Annotated in this window: 17 protein-coding genes; 11 read left to right on the forward strand and 6 right to left on the reverse strand. The window is 64.3% G+C overall.

All coding sequences use genetic code 11. The features are described 5' to 3' along the window. Nucleotides 1-275: 275 nt before the first annotated feature. Nucleotides 276-2,837 carry a TonB-dependent receptor plug domain-containing protein gene (locus AAHE99_RS05315; RefSeq protein WP_342115178.1) on the forward strand — a complete coding sequence of 854 codons (2,562 nt, stop codon included), beginning with the start codon at nt 276-278 and terminating at the stop codon, nt 2,835-2,837. On the opposite strand, the gene AAHE99_RS05320 is transcribed toward AAHE99_RS05315, so the two are convergent. Continuing rightward, complete coding sequence (locus AAHE99_RS05320) at nt 2,821-3,636, reverse strand: response regulator transcription factor (RefSeq protein ID WP_446728894.1); 816 nt, start codon at nt 3,634-3,636, stop codon at nt 2,821-2,823. The two genes, AAHE99_RS05315 and AAHE99_RS05320, sit on opposite strands and share 17 nt — an antisense overlap. Nucleotides 3,637-3,815: 179 nt before the next feature. On the opposite strand from AAHE99_RS05320, the gene AAHE99_RS05325 reads away from it, so the two are divergent. Further along, a complete protein-coding gene (locus AAHE99_RS05325; RefSeq protein ID WP_161025719.1) occupies nt 3,816-4,313 on the forward strand; it encodes a winged helix-turn-helix transcriptional regulator in 498 nt (165 codons plus the stop codon). On the opposite strand, the gene AAHE99_RS05330 is transcribed toward AAHE99_RS05325, so the two are convergent. From AAHE99_RS05330 to AAHE99_RS05340, 3 genes are read right to left on the reverse strand one after another with little or no spacing between them, the layout of a single operon-like run. Beyond that, complete coding sequence (locus AAHE99_RS05330) at nt 4,310-5,125, reverse strand: anti-sigma factor family protein (RefSeq protein ID WP_342115184.1); 816 nt, start codon at nt 5,123-5,125, stop codon at nt 4,310-4,312. The two genes, AAHE99_RS05325 and AAHE99_RS05330, sit on opposite strands and share 4 nt — an antisense overlap. After that, complete coding sequence (locus tag AAHE99_RS05335) at nt 5,122-5,622, reverse strand: RNA polymerase sigma factor (protein ID WP_342115186.1); 501 nt, start codon at nt 5,620-5,622, stop codon at nt 5,122-5,124. The genes AAHE99_RS05330 and AAHE99_RS05335 overlap by 4 nt, the downstream gene beginning before the upstream one ends. Before the next feature lie 4 nt (nt 5,623-5,626). Then, nucleotides 5,627-5,983: a COG4315 family predicted lipoprotein gene (locus tag AAHE99_RS05340; protein WP_342115188.1), complete on the reverse strand. Its 357-nt coding sequence runs from the start codon at nt 5,981-5,983 to the stop codon at nt 5,627-5,629. Between the two features lie 102 nt (nt 5,984-6,085). Between AAHE99_RS05340 and AAHE99_RS05345 the strand changes: the two genes are divergently transcribed. From AAHE99_RS05345 to AAHE99_RS05375, 7 genes are all read left to right on the forward strand, one after another. Continuing rightward, entirely contained in the window at nt 6,086-6,733 is a 648-nt protein-coding gene (locus AAHE99_RS05345) for a DUF4142 domain-containing protein (protein ID WP_342115189.1), read from the forward strand. Nucleotides 6,734-6,819: 86 nt separating this feature from the next. Next, the gene (locus AAHE99_RS05350; protein ID WP_342115191.1) at nt 6,820-9,537 is read left to right on the forward strand and encodes a sensor domain-containing diguanylate cyclase; all 2,718 of its coding nucleotides are present in this window, start codon (nt 6,820-6,822) and stop codon (nt 9,535-9,537) included. Continuing rightward, complete coding sequence (locus tag AAHE99_RS05355) at nt 9,534-10,112, forward strand: DNA-3-methyladenine glycosylase I (protein ID WP_342115193.1); 579 nt, start codon at nt 9,534-9,536, stop codon at nt 10,110-10,112. Before AAHE99_RS05350 ends, AAHE99_RS05355 begins: the two co-directional genes overlap by 4 nt. After that, the gene (gene mnmC / locus AAHE99_RS05360; protein WP_342115195.1) at nt 10,060-11,856 is read left to right on the forward strand and encodes an FAD-dependent 5-carboxymethylaminomethyl-2-thiouridine(34) oxidoreductase MnmC; all 1,797 of its coding nucleotides are present in this window, start codon (nt 10,060-10,062) and stop codon (nt 11,854-11,856) included. The genes AAHE99_RS05355 and mnmC overlap by 53 nt, the downstream gene beginning before the upstream one ends. A gap of 29 nt (nt 11,857-11,885) precedes the next feature. Beyond that, nucleotides 11,886-12,587 carry a sensor histidine kinase gene (locus AAHE99_RS05365; RefSeq protein WP_342115198.1) on the forward strand — a complete coding sequence of 234 codons (702 nt, stop codon included), beginning with the start codon at nt 11,886-11,888 and terminating at the stop codon, nt 12,585-12,587. Next, a complete protein-coding gene (locus AAHE99_RS05370; protein ID WP_342115200.1) occupies nt 12,584-14,308 on the forward strand; it encodes a tetratricopeptide repeat protein in 1,725 nt (574 codons plus the stop codon). The genes AAHE99_RS05365 and AAHE99_RS05370 overlap by 4 nt, the downstream gene beginning before the upstream one ends. 3 nt (nt 14,309-14,311) lie before the next feature. Next, nucleotides 14,312-14,527, forward strand: a complete 216-nt coding sequence (locus tag AAHE99_RS05375; RefSeq protein WP_342115202.1) for a hypothetical protein — start codon at nt 14,312-14,314, stop codon at nt 14,525-14,527. Here the strand turns inward: AAHE99_RS05375 and AAHE99_RS05380 are convergent. Both AAHE99_RS05380 and AAHE99_RS05385 read right to left on the reverse strand, forming a co-directional pair. After that, nucleotides 14,524-15,171 carry a PhaM family polyhydroxyalkanoate granule multifunctional regulatory protein gene (locus AAHE99_RS05380; protein WP_342115204.1) on the reverse strand — a complete coding sequence of 216 codons (648 nt, stop codon included), beginning with the start codon at nt 15,169-15,171 and terminating at the stop codon, nt 14,524-14,526. The genes AAHE99_RS05375 and AAHE99_RS05380 overlap by 4 nt on opposite strands. A 24-nt stretch (nt 15,172-15,195) precedes the next feature. After that, a complete protein-coding gene (locus AAHE99_RS05385) occupies nt 15,196-16,350 on the reverse strand; it encodes a low temperature requirement protein A (protein WP_342115207.1) in 1,155 nt (384 codons plus the stop codon). An 87-nt stretch (nt 16,351-16,437) separates the two neighbouring features. Here AAHE99_RS05385 and AAHE99_RS05390 point away from each other — a divergent pair, with 87 nt between their 5' ends. Both AAHE99_RS05390 and AAHE99_RS05395 read left to right on the forward strand, forming a co-directional pair. Next, nucleotides 16,438-17,538 carry a DUF3108 domain-containing protein gene (locus tag AAHE99_RS05390; protein WP_342115208.1) on the forward strand — a complete coding sequence of 367 codons (1,101 nt, stop codon included), beginning with the start codon at nt 16,438-16,440 and terminating at the stop codon, nt 17,536-17,538. Between the two features lie 13 nt (nt 17,539-17,551). Further along, nucleotides 17,552-18,286, forward strand: coding sequence for a DUF3108 domain-containing protein (locus tag AAHE99_RS05395; RefSeq protein ID WP_342115210.1), 735 nt, complete (start codon nt 17,552-17,554; stop codon nt 18,284-18,286). The last annotated feature ends 14 nt before the right edge of the window (nt 18,287-18,300 follow it).

Here is an 18,300-nt window from a genome sequence, read left to right on the forward strand (position 1 = left end):
TTTTACGTAGAGTAGCCTGTCTAGACAGAGTTGTATACTTTGCCGGTTCCGCTGTGGCAATTTGTAGACAACACTGTCTATATATTCAAAATGCATATAGGTCTGAGTTTTAATTAGTTTCAGAAATGAAAGACCGACGCTATAGTTGCTGCATGAAAACGCCAGTTGTCCACCATCTCCGAATGCGCCGCTGTTAAGCGCCACCAAATCCCCGTAGCACCCTTGCCTCGGCCGCCACCCGCAGCCAGGGCGTCGTACACCCCAAAAGGAAGACCATGATCAAGCCACTGAGCATTACCCTGGCCATTGCCGCCGCATTCCCGCAAGCCGCTGCCGCCCAAGAAGAACTGGCACGCGTAGTCGTTACCGGTTCGAATATCCGCACCACCCAGAAAGAGGGCGCCAGCGCCGTGCAGGTGCTGACCGCCAAGGAACTGGCCGCCACCGGCAAGGTGACCGTGTCCGACATCTTGCGCACCATCTCCGCCAACAGCGGCAACAGCTATAACGAGCAGTACACCGGTTCCTTCTCGGCCGGCACTTCCGGCCTGTCGCTGCGCGGCCTGGGCCAGAAGAACACCCTGATCCTGGTGAACGGCAAGCGTGTGTCTTCCTACGCGACGGCGCAGAACCTGCAGGAAGTGTTTGTCGACCTGAATTCGCTGCCGATGGCCGCGGTGCAGCGCATTGAAATCCTGAAGGATGGCGCTTCCTCCGTGTACGGTTCCGATGCGGTGGCCGGCGTGGTCAACATCATCCTGTACAAGGAATTCACCGGCACCGAAGTAAGCGCGCAGGTGGGCTCGTCGACCGAAGGCACCGGCCAGATCGAGCGCAGCGTGGCGCTGCAGACAGGTTTTGGCAGCCTGGATGACAAGGGCTGGAGCGTGGTGTTCTCGCTCGATGCGCAAAAGCGCGACAAGCTGCAGCAAAGCGATGTGTCCTGGTTGCGCGGCAGCGACTTCCGCGGCAACCCTAACGGCACGCTGGGCTGGGTGCCGACCAATTACTACGGCACGTCCGACCCGACCAAGCTGCTGGGCGGCGTGCAGGGCCCGCTGCAGATCAAGAACTACGGCGACATCACCCCTGGCAAGAGCGGCAATGTGCTGGCCTATAACGCGGCCGACTACCGCACCCTGATCCCGGGCGTGGAACGCGTGCACACTGCGCTGCGCGGCACCCTGAAGATCAACGACAATGCCGAGGCCTATGCGGAAGCGCTGTACGGCTACTCTTGGGCCGAGCAGACCTTTGGCGCGCCGCTGACCGTGGGCAGCGGCCTGCGCGCGTGGAACAACGCCAAGCAGGCGCTGGATAACATCAGCGTGGTGCTGCCGGTAGGCCACCCGAACAACGCGACCAATGCGCCGCAGCCTTTCACCGCCACCCTGTTCGACCTGGGCGCGCGCCAGAAGCAGGACAAGGTGGACTTCTACCGCGCGCTGACCGGCATCAAGGGCAGCTGGAATGGCTGGGAATACGACGCCTCCATCGCCCGCTCCGGCAGCAAGATGAAGGAAACCGTGCAGAACTTCGTCAACCGCTACGAGTTCGAGAAAGTGCTGGCCGAAGGCAGCTACAACTTTGCCGACCAGTCGAAGAACAGCGAAGCGGTGCGCAACCGCCTGCGCCTGTCCACCCTGCGCCCGGCCGAATCGACCCTGACCGTGGCCGACTTCAATGCGTCGAAAGAAGTGGCGCAGCTGCCGGCGGGCGCGCTGGGCTTCGCCTTCGGCGGCCAGTGGCGCCAGGAGGAGATGGATTCCAACACCTCCAGCGCGGTGCTGTCCGGCACCGAACTGCGCCCTGCGATCAATATCATCAAGGGCAAGCGCGAAGTGACTGCGGCGTTTGCTGAATTTAACGTGCCGGTGGTGAAAGACCTGACCGTCAACCTGGCCGGCCGCGCCGACCGCTATAGCGATTTCGGCTCCGCCTTCTCGCCGAAAGCCAGCGTGCGCTACCAGGCGGCGCAATGGCTGCTGCTGCGCGGTACCGTGTCGCGTGGCTTCCGCGCGCCGTCGCTGCCGGAGATCACCAATTCGACTTCCGTCAGCTACGGCTCGGTGATCGACAAGCTGGACCCGGTCACCCCGACCCAGCCGCGCGGCATCACCAATATCACCATCGCCAATACCGAGTTGTCGCCCGAGCGTTCCAATAACTTCAATTTCGGCTTCGTGCTGGCGCCGTCGTCCAGCAGCAGCGTGGGCGTGGACCTGTACCGTATCCGCACCAAGGGCGTGATCGGCTCTGAGACCGCCGACACCATCCTGGCCAACGAGAAGGCGCATCCGGAGAAAGTGGCGCGTGACGCGCAGGGCCGCATCCTGACCCTGTACCGCCAGTACGCCAACCAGGGCGAGCGCCTGGCCAGCGGCATCGATATCGACCTGCGCCACAAGCTGCCGAAAACCGCTTACGGCAACCTGACCCTGAACGCGCAGATCAGCCGCGTGTTCAAGTTTGAGCAGCCGCTGTCGAACGGCGCTGCGCTGACCAATGGCGCAGGCACAAACTACTTCGGCTCCATCCCGAAATGGCGCGGCACCACCAGCGCCACCTGGGAGCTGGGCCAGTGGACCACCAACGCTGCATGGAATTTTGTTGACGGCTACGACCAGACCACCCGTCCTGGCGAGCATGTGAAACCGGTAGCGACGGTGGACCTGAACGTGGGTTACAAGATCAGCGCGGCGACCAGCATCAGCCTGGTGCTGACCAACCTGTTCGACCGCAAGCCTTCGTGGGATAGCTCGTTTGCCTTCTTCGACTACACGCAAGCAGACCCGCGCGGCCGCTTCGCGTCAATCAAGCTCAATCACAAGTTTTAAGGTTTGAGCTGCGGAAGCTGCTGGGGGTAGTACCCATCCGTTCGCGGAAGGCGGTGGCGAAATTGCCGGCATTGGCAAAGCCCAGCAGCAGCGCGATATCCTGCACTTCCATCTCGGTGTCGCGCAGCAGCTGCGCGCCGCGCTGGATGCGCGCTTCACGGATGTAAGCAAACACTGTCATGCCGGTGTGGGTGCGGAACAGGTGGTTCAGCTTTTCGCGGTAGGTGCCTACGCTGGCGGCGATTTCCGCCAGGCCGGGCAGGGCGGACAGGTTGTCGATAATCAGCCGCTTGGCCGCGTTGACGATGACGGAGTCGGTATCTTCCGGCTCCACCGCTTCCGCTACCGCTTCCTGCGATGGCGGGCGGCGCATCAGGTTCAGGTGTACGTGGATACGGGCGGCCAGTTCGCCCGGCGTGAACGGCTTGCTGACGAAATCCACGCCGCCGATCTGCAGACCCATGATGCGGTCTTCCACCGCATCGGTGCCGCTGAGGAAAATGATGGGAATGTCGCGCGTGGCCGGATTCGCTTTGAGTAAACGGCAACAGGTGTAGCCGTCCATATTCGGCATCCGCACGTCCAGCAGGATCAGGTCAGGCTGGCCGGTCAGTGCCAGCTGGTAACCCTGTTCGCCATTAAATGCCACCGACACTCGGTAAGGCAGCTCACTAAGTAAGTCCACAAGCATACGTTGCTCAAACGCGGAATCATCCACGATGAGGATATTGCGGACTTGGGCATCGCTGGTCAGGTACATGGGCCGTATTATGCCCCCGTTTCCCGATAAGTTGCACATTTCACATCTGGCAAAGGTGTTCTCTCCTGCGGCAAAGGCGATCTGTTGCCTTGTTGCGGAAAGATAGCGAAGTAGCTTGCAAGAGTGATTTTTGGTGAGTCTTTTGGGGGTCTTTTCTTGGTTCAATGGAGCCTGAAGCATTCAACTGGTTAAATTAAACCAACTGTCTAGGAGGCAACATGAAACATACCGACTTTGGCCAAATGCCTTGCCCGATCGCTCGCAGCCTCGGCAAGGTAGGCGAGTGGTGGAGCATCCTGATTCTGCGCGATGCGTTCTATGGCCTGACCCGCTTCGATGAATTTGAGAAGAGCCTGAAGATCGCGCCGAACATGCTGACCCGCCGTTTGGCCGGTCTGGTGGAGGGCGGCCTGATGGAGCGCCGCCAGTACAGCACCCGTCCGCCACGCTATGAGTACATCCTGACCAAGGCTGGCCGCGACTTCAAGCCTGTACTGCTGGCCTTTATCGCCTGGGGCAACGAGCACCTGTCGCCGGAAGGCGCCAGCTTGCTGGTAGTGAGCCGTGAGACCGGCAAGCCGGCCGACCAGGTGCTGGTCGACGCCAATAGCGGCCTGGCCATCAATGATGAGGACTATATGTTCGCGCCTGGCCCGGCAGCGCCGGAAGTGATGCGTAACCGCATCAACGAAGCCAGCCGCCGCATGCCAAATTAAGGTTGCAGCTGTTCGTAGACCGCGTTAGCGATCTGCGACAGCTCGCCCTTGCCGACGGCAGCTGACAGCGCATAGCCGAAGCTGCCGTCGATCCAGTAGAACACTCCCACATTTCCTTCTTGCGCGAACCGGAAGCCGGTGTCGCGGTTTTGCTTTTGCCCTGGGCTTACGTAGAGCGTCATGCGCTGGCCGCTGGCCTCGGCGTACATGAATTGCGCGACGGGGCCGCTATCGCCGGGCAGCAGCCTGCCGCCCACCAGCTCATATCCCTGCTGCGTCAACGTTGGTGGCCGGAGTTGTTTGCCCAGGCGTTTTGATAGCCAGGCCACCAGGTGCTGCTGCTGGTCGGCGCCGACTTCCACGGGGTGTTTGACTTCGGGGCTGTAGACGGCGTGGGCAATGGCGGCTTGGCGGGGCAGGGCCGGCCCCCTCGGCATCGAGCCCGCGTCTGCCGCGAGCGCCGCCTCCGTGCGGGCGCCACGCAGCGACCAGCCGGCTGCGCCGCCCACCAGGCTCGCACCGACGGCCACCGCCACCATCGCCGTCATGCGCCGCCAGCCGGGAATGCTCCATGCCGGCGCGCGCAGCACCGCGCCATCAGAGGGGAGGGTGCTGCGGGGCGGCGCCAGCTTGGGCGGAACCGGCGACGTGAGCACGTCATCAAACAGCGCATGCAACGCCTCATTCTGCGCCCGATAGGCCAGCAAGCGTGCCTCCTCTTCTGGATGCGCTTCCAGGTAGCGGTCCACTGCCGCCTGACGATCCGGCGGCAGCCGTCCATCAACCCAGGCCTGGAGTTCGGCTTCGTTCATTTCACTACCTTCAAAGAAGTGGCGGCGGCGGGTTCCCCCGCCATCAAGCGTCGCAAGTTCTCGCGTGCACGGCTCAAGCGCGACATCACGGTGCCAAGCGGGATGTCGAGCGTCGCCGCCACGTCCTCATAACGCATTTCCTCCAACCCCACCAATAACAGGACCTCGCGCTGGGCCGGGGGCAGCAGCTGCAAGGCCCGCTCCAGATCGCGCAGGTCCAGCTGCGTCGTGGATGGATTGGTTGGAAGGTCGCCATCGTCCAGGTGCGATGCAGGCGGTGGCGAGCGGCGCAACTGGTCGATGTGCAGGTTGTGCATGATGCTGAACAGCCAAGCCCGCAAGTCGGCATCGGGCCGCCACTGGCCAATGCGCGACCAGCCGCGTTCCACGGTGTCTTGCACCAGGTCGTCGGCGCTGGCACTGTCGCCGGTCAGCGCACGCGCGTAGCGGCGCAGGCGCGGCAGGCAGGCCAGCAGGCGTTCATGCACATCCTGCATGCGTTCAGTCCTTCACGATATGCCACACGTCCTTCATGTTGTCGCCATTGCGGTCGCCCGCTTTTTTGTCGCCGACGAACAGGTAGAGCGGCTTGCCCTTGTAGGCCAGCTGCTTCGTGCCATCGTCGCGCGTCACCGCCGACCATGGGCCGGACAGGTCGCCGCCGGCCGGCACCGCCGGCCAGTTCTTCAGGCAGGCATCGACGCACACGCTCTTGCCGCTGCCGGCCACGTCCTTGTCGAAGGTGTAGACGGTCATGCCGGCGCCATCGACATAGACGTCATCGGCTTTTTTCAGGGGCTCGGCGGCGAAAACGGAACTGGACAGCAGGGCGGCGGTAATCAGGATGAAGGATTTCATTGTGATTCTCCTTTATGGTGGGAAGTATTGCGTATACGTAGCGTGTGGCCGGCTTATTCCATCCTGCCTCAAAATATTTTTCCATGTTCTGAAAAGGAGGCAATGATGAAAAGCTTGATGCGTGCTGCCGTGCTCGCCGCCGTTCTCGGCCAGGGCGCTGCCTGGGCTGACAATCTGGGCAAGGCTGACCAAAAATTGCTGACCGACATGGCCATGGCCAATATGGCAGAAATTGAAACCGGCAAGATGGCCCTGCAAAAGACCCGGAACGACAAGGTCAAGAGCTTCGCCCAGCAAATGGTCGACGACCACACCAAGGGCCTGGACGAGGTGCGCAAGGTAGCCGCCGCGCGCAGCGTGACCCTGCCGACCGGGCTGGACGCCAAGCACAAGGAGATGGCCGCCAAGCTCGACAAAATGTCGGGCGACCAGTTTGACCGCAGCTTCATGGAGCAAGCCGGGGTGAAGGCGCACAAGGAAGCGCACGCGCTGGTGACCAAGGCCGAGTCGTCGGCCAAGGACAGTGAAGTGAAGGCGCTGGCGGCGCGCTTGCAACCCACCATCCACCAGCACCTGAACAATGCCGAGCAGTTGAACGCGGCAATCAAGGGCGACACGCTGGCCGGCAGCAGCGGCACCCAGGGCGCCACCGGCAGCGCCCGCCAGCCTGCAGACGAGGCGGACCAGCGCGCCCACGGCACCACAGGAGGCAATAAACCTGACAGCGGTACCAAACCCGAGCGCCGCTAAGCATCTTTTAAGCTACTTGAACAGCAAAAAGTCCGGGTGTGCGGTATGATTCTTTACTGCAACACCTATTTCAAGGATATCAAGTAGTGGATTTGTTCGCGCTGGACGAGGAGCTGGCTCAGTGGGAGGCCGAATTACCGCAAGCGGAGGGGGAATATCGCCTGACGCTGCTATCCCGCCTGGCCTGGCACCTGCGGCAGCGCGACGCCCTGCGCGCAGCGCAACTTGCTGCTGAGGCAACATCCCTGGCAGTCCCGCTGCCGGCGGCCGAACGCCGCATCCTCGCCGCGCGTTGGGATTTGGCGCAAGCCGAAGCTCTTTGGCTGGGCGGCGATCTGGACGGGGCCACCGGCATGGCGGAACAGGCCATGCTGGAGTTCGCCCGCCACAACGACCGCCTGGGCGCGGCCGACACCCATAGCCTGCTGGCCTGGATCGCCGTCGACCGCGGCGATTCGGCCGGCTGCGACAACGAGCTGGCGCTGGCCATCGCCGATGCGCGCGCCGCCGGCGATGCCATGCGCATTGATATTTTTGAAAGCGTGGCGGCCCTGTTCAGCGTGTTCCGCAATGCGGGCGCAGCCAGCGGGCGCTGGAGCAAGCGCTTTACGCCAGACGTGGAAGGCAAGCATCCGGCAGTCGCGGGCTGGATTTCCGACTACCTCGGCACGGCGGCTTTCCAGTCCGCTGAATTCGGGCGCGCCATCAGCCACCTGATGGCGGCATTTGAAGCTGCGCGTCTTTCCGGCCAGCTGCGCCGCGCCATCATCCTCGCCACCAATATCGGCAACGCTTTTACCCGCCTCAATGCGCACGACGCCGCGCTGGAGTGGATGCAGCGCGGCCTGGAACTGGCGCGTCCGACCGGTTGGCCGATGTGCATTGGCCTGTGCCAGATGCAGACCGCCGAAACCCTGCGCCATCTCGGCCAGCGCGAGGCGGCCAAGGGCTTGCTGCGCGATGCCCTGCAGATCCTGGCGCCGTTGTCCGGCTCGCGCGCCTTCGTCATGGCGCTGGAATACCAGGGCGACCTGGCGCTGGACCTGGGCGACCACGAGGCGGCGCTGGCCAGCTTCCGCGAACTGGAGCAGCGCGGCCATGCGCTGGCGCAGAACGATTTCGACAGCTGCGCGCGGCGCGGCCAGGCGCATGCGCTGGCGGGGCTGGGCAAGATGGAGGAGGCGCAGGCCGCTGCCATGGCTGCGCTGGCGCTGGCGCGTGAATTGAACGATCCATTCGGCCAGATTGCCGCCTTGCGCGTGCTGGCCGATATCCATGCCGGCAATTCGCTGGCGGTGCTGCAGTATTTGCGCGAGGCGCTGTCCATCACCGCCAATATCGACGGTTATATCGTGCCGGGCGAGCTGCTGGACGTGGTGGCGCGCGAATATGCGGCGCTGGGCGACTTCGAGCGCGCCTATGAATTCTCGGTGCAGGCCAACGCGGCGCGCGACCGCACCCACAGCCAGGAAGCCACCAACCGCGCCATCGCCATGCAGGTGCAGCATCAGACCGAGCGCGCCCAGACCGAAGGCGAGCACCACCGCCAGTTGGCCGCCGCAGAAGCGCAGCGTGCCGAAGTGCTGGCCCAGACCAGCGCGACGCTGAGCCACCTGTCGGCCATCGGCCAGGAGATCACGGCGCAGCTGGATGCCTTCGCCGTGTTCCGCGCGCTGGACCGCCACGTGCATAGCCTGCTCGATTCGACGCACTTTTCGATCTTCCTGCTGGAGCCGGACGGCGAATCGCTGTACTGCGCCTTTGGCGTGGAAATGGGCCTGCCGCTGCCGGCCACCCGCATCGAGGTCGCGGACCCGCATTTCAACACCGCGCGCTGCGTGCGCGAGCGCAGCGAGATCCTGATCGAGATCGAGGACAAGTCGGATACTCCGAACCTGATCCCGGGCACTTTGCCGACCCTGACGCTGCTGTTTGCGCCGCTGATGATCGGTGAGCGTATGCTGGGCGTGATGACGGTGCAGTCCATGCTGCCACGCGCTTACGGCGAGCGCGAACGCCTGATCTTCCGCACCCTGTGCGCTTACGGCGCCATCGCGCTGGACAACGCGGCAGCGCAGGCGCAACTGCTGGAAAAGAACCTGGAGCTGGAGCGCGCCTACAAGGCGCTGGAAGACGTCAGCCTGACCGACCAGCTGACCGGCCTGCGCAACCGCCGCTTCTTCCTGCAGCATGTGGAGTCGGACGTGGCGCTCAGCCTGCGCGGCTACGACGGGCTGTCCGGCGACGCCAACGCCAACGACCGCGACCTGGTGTTCTACATGGTCGATCTGGACCACTTCAAGGACGTCAACGACCGCCATGGCCACGCAGCGGGCGACTCGGTGCTGGTGCAGATGAAGGATCGCCTGCGCGAGGTATTCCGCGAGTCGGATTACCTGGTGCGCTGGGGCGGCGAGGAATTCCTGGTGCTGGCGCGCGCCACCGACCGGCGCGAAGCGCATGTGGTGGCGGAGCGCATCCGCCAGGCGGTATCGGCGCGCGCTTTCGTGCTGCCGGATGGTACGCGCCTGGAGCGTACTTGCTCGATCGGCTTTGCCTGCTATCCCTTCCTGCCATCGCAGCCGCGCCTGATGTCGTGGTCGCAGGTGGTGGAGCTGGCCGACGTGGGTCTGTACATTTCCAAGCACTCGGGCCGCGATTCCTGGACGGCGGTGTACGCGACCGAGTCGGCGCAGCCGGAGGAATTGTTCCCCCGCCTGGTGCACGAGCTGGGCGCGTGCGTGGAGCGCGGCGAGGCGCGTATCGTGACCAGCCTGGGAGAGCGCACTATAATCTGCCCATGAGCATACATCGCTGTTCCTGGGCCAATCCAAACAATCCACGCTATATCGCCTACCACGACCAGGAGTGGGGCGTGCCTTGCCACGACGAGCTGCGGCTGTTCGAGATGCTGAATCTGGAAGGCGCGCAGGCGGGGCTGAGCTGGGAGACCATCCTCAATAAACGCGAGAACTATCGCGCGGCGTTTGATGGATGGGATGCGCGCAAGATCGCTGCCTATGACGACGCCAGGATTGCAGAGCTGCTGGATAATCCCGGTATCGTGCGTAACCGGCTGAAGGTGAATGCGGTTGTGACCAACGCGCGCGCCTATTTGCGCTTGCTGGAGGAGGGCGGCAGCCTGTCTTCGCTGTTGTGGGGGTATGTGGGCGGCAAGCCACTCGTAAACCGCATCGCCGCGCAGGGCGACCGGCCGGCGCGTACCGAGCTGTCGGATCGTATCTCCAAGGACTTGTCCAAGCGCGGGTTCAAATTCGTCGGCTCCACCATCATTTATGCGTATATGCAGGGCATTGGGATGGTGAATGACCACGACCTCGCCTGCTTCCGCTACAAGGAGTGCCAGCACGGTGGCTGATCCGCGCCACGTTGTGCTCGACACCGCATTCGGCCGCGGCGAACAGTTCCTCGCAACCCTCGACAGCCACCGCACCACGCCCGCCGCCACCGCTGCGCACTTGCATTACCTGGCGATCGTGCCGGAGGTCCCCGCGCTGGACATGTTGGCGGCGCTGGCGGACGCGCTCCCGCCGCTCACGGCGCAATGGCCGGTCGATGTGCCGGGCCTGCACCGGTTGCACCTGCCATCTGAACGCATCACGCTTGACCTGCTGGCCGGCCCGGCCGAAGCCTGGCTGCCGGAAATCGTCGCCCGCGCCGATGAATTCATCCTCCCCGCGCCGCTGGACCACATCCGCGCCTTGCAGCGCCTGGCGACGCCCGCAGCCACGCTGCGTATCCACCAACCTGACGAGCAAGCACTACGCGACCTGCGCGCCGCCGGCTTCAGCCCCAGCGGCGCGGCGGGGGAGCAGGGCTGGCAGCATTTCGCCTACACCAGCCGCAAACCGCAGCCCCCGCGCCCAGCGCAGCCGGAACGCCGCGCCATCGTGATCGGCGCAGGCGTGGCAGGCAGCTCCGCCTGCGAACGGCTCGCTGCGCGCGGGTGGCAGGTGACGCTGATCGAACGCCACGAAGCGCCCGCACAGGAAGCCTCCGGCAACCGCGCCGGCATCTTCATGCCGCTGCTGTCGAAAGACGACAACATCCCCACCCGCCTGGCCCGCGCCGCCTACCTCTACGCCCAGCGCGCGTGGCAGCAACTCGGCGGCCTCGACCCGCACGCCCCCGGTCCCGATGCCGATGTCGTGGCGGGCGCGATCCGCGGCGACCAATGCGGCGTGCTGCAACTGGCGCGCGACGCCGAGCACGCGCAGTTGCAAAAGGAAGTCCTCGATACTTGGCACTACCCCGAGCAATACGTCCGCTGGCTCGACGCCCGGCAAGCGAGCCAGATGCTCGGCGCCCCCACGCCATTTGGCGCATGGCACTTCCCCCAAGGCGGCTGGGCCACCCCCGCCACCGTCTGCCGCGCCATGCTGCAAGCCTGCGGCGACAAGCTGCGGCGCATCTTCCACGCCGAAGCACTGCGCCTGGGACGGGCTCCCGGGACCGACGCGGATGGCGCCGGCGAATGGCAAGTCCTGGCCTCTGACGGCCGCCTGCTGGCCAGCGCCCCCACGGTCATCCTGGCCAATGGCGCCGGCGCCACAGCCCTGCTGCAAGCCAGCGAGCTCCCCCTGTACACCATGCGCGGCCAGGTCACCCACCTGCAAGAGGGCAGCTTCCCCAGCCTCCCCCTGGTAGTCTGCCGAGAAGCCTATATGACCCCAGCGGTGGACGGCATCATCAGCGTCGGCGCCACCTACGACAAAAGCACCGACCGCACCCTCTGGCAATCCAGCCAGGACGAAAACCTGCAGCGCGCCGAAGAGATCCTCGGTGCCGCCGCGACGAGCGCGCAGGGCGAACCACTGCAAGGCCGCGTAGGCTTCCGCACCATGGCCCCCGACCGCCTGCCCCTGGTCGGCGCGCTGCCCGACAGCGCAAGCCAAGGCCGCAGCGAACGCCTGCGCGACCTGCCGCGCCACCCTGGCCTGCACACGCTGCTCGGCTATGCCAGCCGAGGCCTGATCTGGGCCCCGCTGGCAGCGGAAATCCTGGCCTGTCAACTGGAAGATGAACCCCTTCCCATCGAAGCAACACTTGCCGCCGCACTGGACCCCGGACGCTTCCTGTTGAAGCAGCGCCGCAAGCTATAATGGTTTCCTATCCAACAGCTGGAGAATCCATGGAAGACCGCGCCGGCTCGCCAGAGCTGTTCATGTTCCTCGCCTCCACGGTGCACGACATGAAGAATTCCATCAGTGTGCTGACCGGCACGCTGGAGAACCTGCTTGTGCAAGCAGGGGATACCGCGCAAGACAACCCAGCCTACCCGCAGATGGCGCAAATGCTGTATCAGACTAAGCGCCTGAACGACCACCTGATCCAGCTGCTAGCGCTCTACAAGGAAGTAGGCCGCCCCGACTACCCCTTCGACCCGACGCCGGTGCAAGTCAGCGAGCTGGTAGACCAGCTGGCGGCCCAGCAGCGCGTCCTGCTGCAGTCGAAGAACATCCGCCTCACCACCGAATTCCCGCCGGACCTGATCTGGACTTTCGACGAAGACCTGGTCCTCGGCTTGCTTTCGCACGCTATCAACAACGCCGTGCGCTACACGCGCGACCAGATCGCCTTGGTCATTCGCGAGCAGGACGGCTTCATGGAAGTGCGGGTGGAAGACAATGGCGACGGCTTCCCGCCCGCCATGCTGCAAGCCGGCCAGCTGGTAGGGCAGGGCATCAACTTCCTGACCAACAGCAGCGGACTTGGCCTGTACTTTGCGAGCGAAGTCGCCAAGTCGCACAAGCACCGCCAGCGCCAGGGCAGCATCGCGCTGGAAAACGGCGGCACCCTGGGCGGCGGCTGCTTCATCCTGCGCCTGCCATGAACGCGCTGCCTACCATCTCGCCGGTCGTACCGGGGGCGGAAAAAGCCCCGGGCGTCAATTGGGCTGAAAAGCGCTACCTGATCGTCGACGACTTCGTCGGCGTGCGCCAGCTGCTGCGCGAAGCCTTGCGCAGCCTGGGTGCGCGCCACATCGACCAGGCATCCAGCGGCGGCGAAGCCATGGGACTGCTGGGGCGCCTGCAATACGATGTGATCCTGTGCGACTTCAACCTCGGCGAAGGCAAGAGCGGCCAGCACGTGCTGGAGGAAGCCCGCATCAAAGGCCTGCTGATGCCAAGCTGCGTATGGCTGATGGTCTCCGCTGAAAAGAGCGTGGAAGCGGTGATGGGCGCGGCCGAGCACCAGCCTGACGCCTACATCATCAAACCGATCACCGAAGGCGTCCTGCTGACGCGCCTGAACCGCGCCTGGCAGAAGAAGCAGATCTTCCAGGACATCGACCAGGCCTACCTGGAAAAAGACTATCTGCGCGCCGCCAAGCTATGCGAAACCGCCGCTGCGCGCAACAAGCTGCACGAAGTCGATTTGCAGCGCATGCGCGCCACCCTGCTGCTGAAGGCGGGCGAGCCAGACCAGGCGCGCAGCGTGTACGAGAAGGTGCTGCAAGAGCGCGACTACAACTGGGCGCGCACCGGCGTCGGCAAGATCCGCATGGCCAACGGCGACCACGAAGCGGCACGCCAGATGTTCCAAGGCGTGATCGCCGAGAACCGCTTCTACCTGGACGCCTACGACCAGCTGGCCAAGTCGCTGGAGCATATGGGCCGCCTGGAAGAGTCCTGCGATGTGCTGGAACGCGCGGCCAAGCTGTCACCCAACTCCGTGCCGCGCCAGCGCGCGCTGGGCATCGCAGCGCTCAAGCTGGGGAATATCCCTCTGGCGGAGAGGGCATTCCGCAAATGCATGCAGATCGGCGAATACTCGGTCATGAAGACAGTTGACGCCTACTTCGGCCTGGCGCGCGTGCTGGGCCAGAAAAACGACGCAAAGGAAGCCTTGCTGCTGTTGGCGGCCGCCCAGCGCGACTTTTCCGGCAGCCTGGTGGAGCTGCGCTCCAAGATCACCGAAGGCCTGGTCTATCACGAGAGCGGCGACTACCGCCGCGCGCGTAAATCTGGCGACGAGCTGGAGGAAATGCTGAACGGGGACAAAGAGCGCCCCGATACGCCGACCTGCCTGGAAATGGCGACGCTGCTGTTTGCCGTCGGCGTGAAGGATGCGCCGGTGGACCTGCTGTGCTATGTGGTGCGCAATAACGACGACAACACCGTGCTGCACGACGAAGTCCAGCGCATTTTCGACAAAGCCCGCATGAGCGACGAAGGCGCGACCCTGATCCAGTCTGCGCGCAAGGAGGCGTCCGAAATGATGAACAAGGGCGTGCTGCTCTGGAAAACCAATAAGCTGGACGAAGCAGTCGACTGGATGCGCGAAGCGCGCGCCAGCCTGCCGGACAACATGCGGATATTGTTCAACTCCGCCCAGATCCTGATCTCCCACATGCAAGCAAAGGGCTATAACGAAGCCCTGATGACCGAAGCAAACGACGTGCTGATGCACGTTGACCGGATCGCGCCGGGCCAGCAGCGCTTTGCCCAGCTGATCGAGCAGCTGCAGAAACTGATGCCGGGCCGGATGTCGGCGGAGGAAGTTGAAGCCGAACTGTCGGCCGCCCTGAAAATTGACCACGACCAGGAGTGATCCATGCGTGATATCGCCAAAGAGGTCTACAACAAGATGAAGGTGGGCGCAGCTGCCTGGATCCGTCCAGTCAGCGCCAAAGGCGACACCCTCGAATCCTTCCAGGCCGCGCACGATGCCGCCAAGGCGCTGGAGGACGAAGGCTTGATCAATATTATGAAGGTGCAGCGCGCTGAGGATGGCCTGATCGAAGCCATCCGCATCCAGAAGCTGAACTAAGCCTTAGGCGCTTTCGGAGCGCGTTTCGCCGCAGGCTTGCGTGCTGCCGGTTTGGCGGCAGGCTTGGTGCTGTCATGCGCCGCGGCCTTCTTGGCGTCCGCCGGCTTGGCAGTGGGATCGGCCGCCATGGCGGTGTTGACCGCTTGCGTGAACTGCTCCTGCAGCATATTCCACCACGCGGCTGGATTGGCCATCTGGTTGGCGGCAGCGCTGGCGGCGCCGGCAGCTGGCTTGTCCGGCTTGGCGGCGTCGGCTGGTGGTTCGGCCGGTTTGGCGGCGGCTGCCGCAGCGGCCCGCTCCGCCCTCGGCGTGTCCAGATGCGCAAACGGATCGTTGTGCGGCGCCTGCTGCACGGCGGCGGCCAGCGACTGGCCCATCGACTTCAAGGCCGCGATGGTGCCGCGCTGGACTTCCAGCGCCTGGATGCTGGAGCGCAGCATGGTGGCGTTCAGGTTGAGCCAGGACTCGACTGCTTTCAGCTCATTGATCTTCTTGTCCAGGTCATCGACCGACAGCGTCGGCGCGGCGATGCCGGGAATACTGATGCCTGGCACACCCATGCTGCCCCACAGGGATTTGACGAAGTCCAGCGTATCCGTCATCACTGCAGCGCCGGGGATGTTGGGCATTTGTGGTGTGGTCATATCGGGTCTCCAGGTTGTAGTCGTTTAGCGTAGCACACAGCTCTCCCAGACAGCAACGAACAGCAGCACGATCACCGTGATGCCGGCCGCCAGCAGCGGCGACAGGTGCAACGGCAGCGCAAGCAGGGCCAGTGCCAGCAGCATCGCAATGCCCAGCAGGTGCGACAGCGGCGGCAGGGCGCGCGTATGCGCCAGCCACTTGAAGGTTGCCGTCCCGCACAGGAACAGCAGCGGGCCGCCGATGATGGCCGCCATCGCCGCCGGGCTGCCGTGGTGTGGATGGCTCAGCACCAGCTCATCGCCCACCGCACCGACAATGATGCCGGCCACGATGGGGATATGCAGGTAGGTGTAGCTGTTGCGCGCGTGGCGGCCCGGCGTGTTCGAATGGACGATGCGGTGATGGCCTTGTTCCAGCCCGTGGTCGAAATACAGCCACCACATCAGGATGGTGCCCAGCACCGCCAGCAGGAAAGCGCCCACGGTAGCGGCATCGAACGCCAGCTCCGCGAACGTGGTGCCGGTTACCAGCAGCGACTCGCCCAGCGCAATAATGATGAACAGCGCGCAGCGTTCCGCCATATGGCTGCCGTCCACATTCCAGTCGGCCATGGTCGAACGCGACAGGCCGGGAACGAAATACAGCACCATCGGCGCCGCCAGGTCCACCGCCAGTGCAGCCAGCCACCAGGCCATGCGCGACTCCGGCGCAGCCAGGCCGCCGATCAGCCATAAGGAACCGCTGGCCGTCAGCCAGACGATCATGCGCTGGAAGTTGCGGCGCAGCGCCGGGTCTTCGCCGCGGCTGGCCGCCAGCATGGCCAGCGTGCGCCCCACCTGTTGCAGCAGGATGGACGCGCCGAACAGCCAGCCCAGGTCCGTGAACGCGCGCGGGATCGAGACCGACATCAGCAAGCCCGCCATCAGCAGCGCGAAGAGCGCGACCCGCACCTGCTTCTTCTCCGGATCGAACCAGTTGGCGGCCCACACCGTGTAGATCCACACCCACCAGGTCTCCATGAACAGCAGGCCGACCTGCAAGGCGCCTTCGGCATCAAGCTTCTTCAGCAGCGTGTGGGACAGCTGGGTGACGGCGAATACAAACACGAGGTCGAAGAACAGTTCGACCATGCCGACCTTGCCGGAATCGGCATGGCCACGCTGGCGCAAAAGGGACATCAGGGCTCCTTGTCAAAATTTCCAGCAAATTATGCCATTGCACGCCGTGTCAGCGGAACGGCAGGCTGTCACGTTAAACTAGCGACCATGACGATCGTTACCCCGCTCCGCCACCGCCACCGCCGCCGCATCATTGCCGTTTGCGCCGCCACCGTGGCACTGCATTTTGTGACGATCAACTGGGTCAGCGGCCGGATTGGCGCCACCGAACAGGAGCGCGAGGCCGGCAAAGGCATCATCAACGCCGAATTGCGCCTGGCGCCGCCGCCGCCGCCGGCACCGGCGCCTGCCGCCGATGCCAGGCCGGCCAAGGCCCCCAAACCCAAGCCACGCAAGCCCAAGCCAGTCCCGCCACCGGAGGATGCAGCGCCGGCCGTGGCCCCGGCCGATCCTGAGCCGGCGCCGGTAGCCGTCGCCGAGCCGGACGCACCGGCCATCCAATCGGACGCCGCCCCGGCGCCGCCCGACGTAGAATCCGCGCAGCCGGAACCGACGGCGCAGCAGGAGGGCCCGGCATCGACCAGGCGGTGGAAAGTTGAATTGCCGCCATCGGCCAAGCTGGAAATGGATGTTAAGCGCAAGGATGCGGACGGCACCAACTGGAGCGGCTCCGCCACCATCAGCTGGCAGCATGACGGCATGACCTACAAGGCCGCGCAGGAAGTCGGCGTTAGCCTGCTGATTGCCCGCGTCAACCTGCTGGAAGTGAGCAGTGAAGGCACGATCGACGATTACGGCATCGCCCCGGCAAAATTCACCGAAAAGCGCCGCAACCGCTCCGCCACCAACACGCACTTCAACCAGCAGGAGCAGAAGATCACCTTCTCCGCCAGCGAGCGCACGGTGCCTTTGCAATCCGGCGCCCAGGACCGCGCCACGGTGCTGTTCCAGCTGGCCGGTATCGGGCGTGCGGACGTCAACCAGTACGGACAAGAGATGAACATCCTGGTCGGCGAAGACCGCAAGGCCGAGGTTTACCGCTTCCAGCTGGTCGGCGAAGAAGAGCTGGAAACCAAGATGGGCAAGCTGGTGACCTGGCATATCGTCAGGCCGCCGCGCCCCGGCAGCTACAACGCCAAGCTCGATATCTGGCTGGCGCCGAGCCTGGAATGGTACCCGGTGCAGATCCGGAATAGCGAAGCCAATGGCGCCATCACCACCCAAACCGTTACCCGCATCACCAAGTAAGGAAGCACGAGATATGCGCCGAACCCTGATGACCACCGTCCTGGCCCTGGCCGCCGTCAGCGCCCACGCCGCCACCTACCCCGTGGCCAAGCGCGCCACCAGCATGCCGCCGTCGGCCGAGCTGTCCTACTCCGTCAAAGGCAGCAACCACGGCATACCGCTCATGGGCACCGGCACCATCAGCTGGCGCCAGGCCGAAGGCAAATACAGCCTGCTGACCGAAGCCCGCTCCGGCCTGTTCGGCAAGGTGCTGGAACACCGCAGCGAAGGCACGCTGGACGAATACGGCCTGGCGCCCGCCACCTATTATGAAAAGCGCATCCGCAAGGATCCCACCACCACCCGTTTCGACCGCAACGCCCACCGCATCCAGTTCGAAGACGGCAAGGTCAGTTACGCCATCCGCGGCGGCGAGCAAGACCGCAGCAGCGTGACCTGGCAACTGGCCGCCCTGGCCCGCGCCACGCCCGACAAATTCACCCCTGGCAGCGAATGGAGCTTCTTCGTCGCCGGCCGCCGCGACGGCGACGTCTGGACCTTCCGCGTGGTCGGCAACGAAACCATGGACAGCGCCGCCCTCGGCGACCTCAAGGTGTTGCACTTCAGCCGCAAGCCGGTCGGCAGCCACGAGCAGCAAGTCGACCTGTGGCTGGCCCCCGGCCTCGACTGGTACCCCGCCCGTATCCGCTTCAAGGAAGAAAATGGTGATTCCTTTGAGCAAGTTCTGGAAAAAGTCAACCGCAAATAGCCACACCCCGACTT

It is taken from the genome of Pseudoduganella sp. OTU4001, assembly GCF_038440195.1.
Lineage (GTDB): Bacteria > Pseudomonadota > Gammaproteobacteria > Burkholderiales > Burkholderiaceae_D > Rugamonas.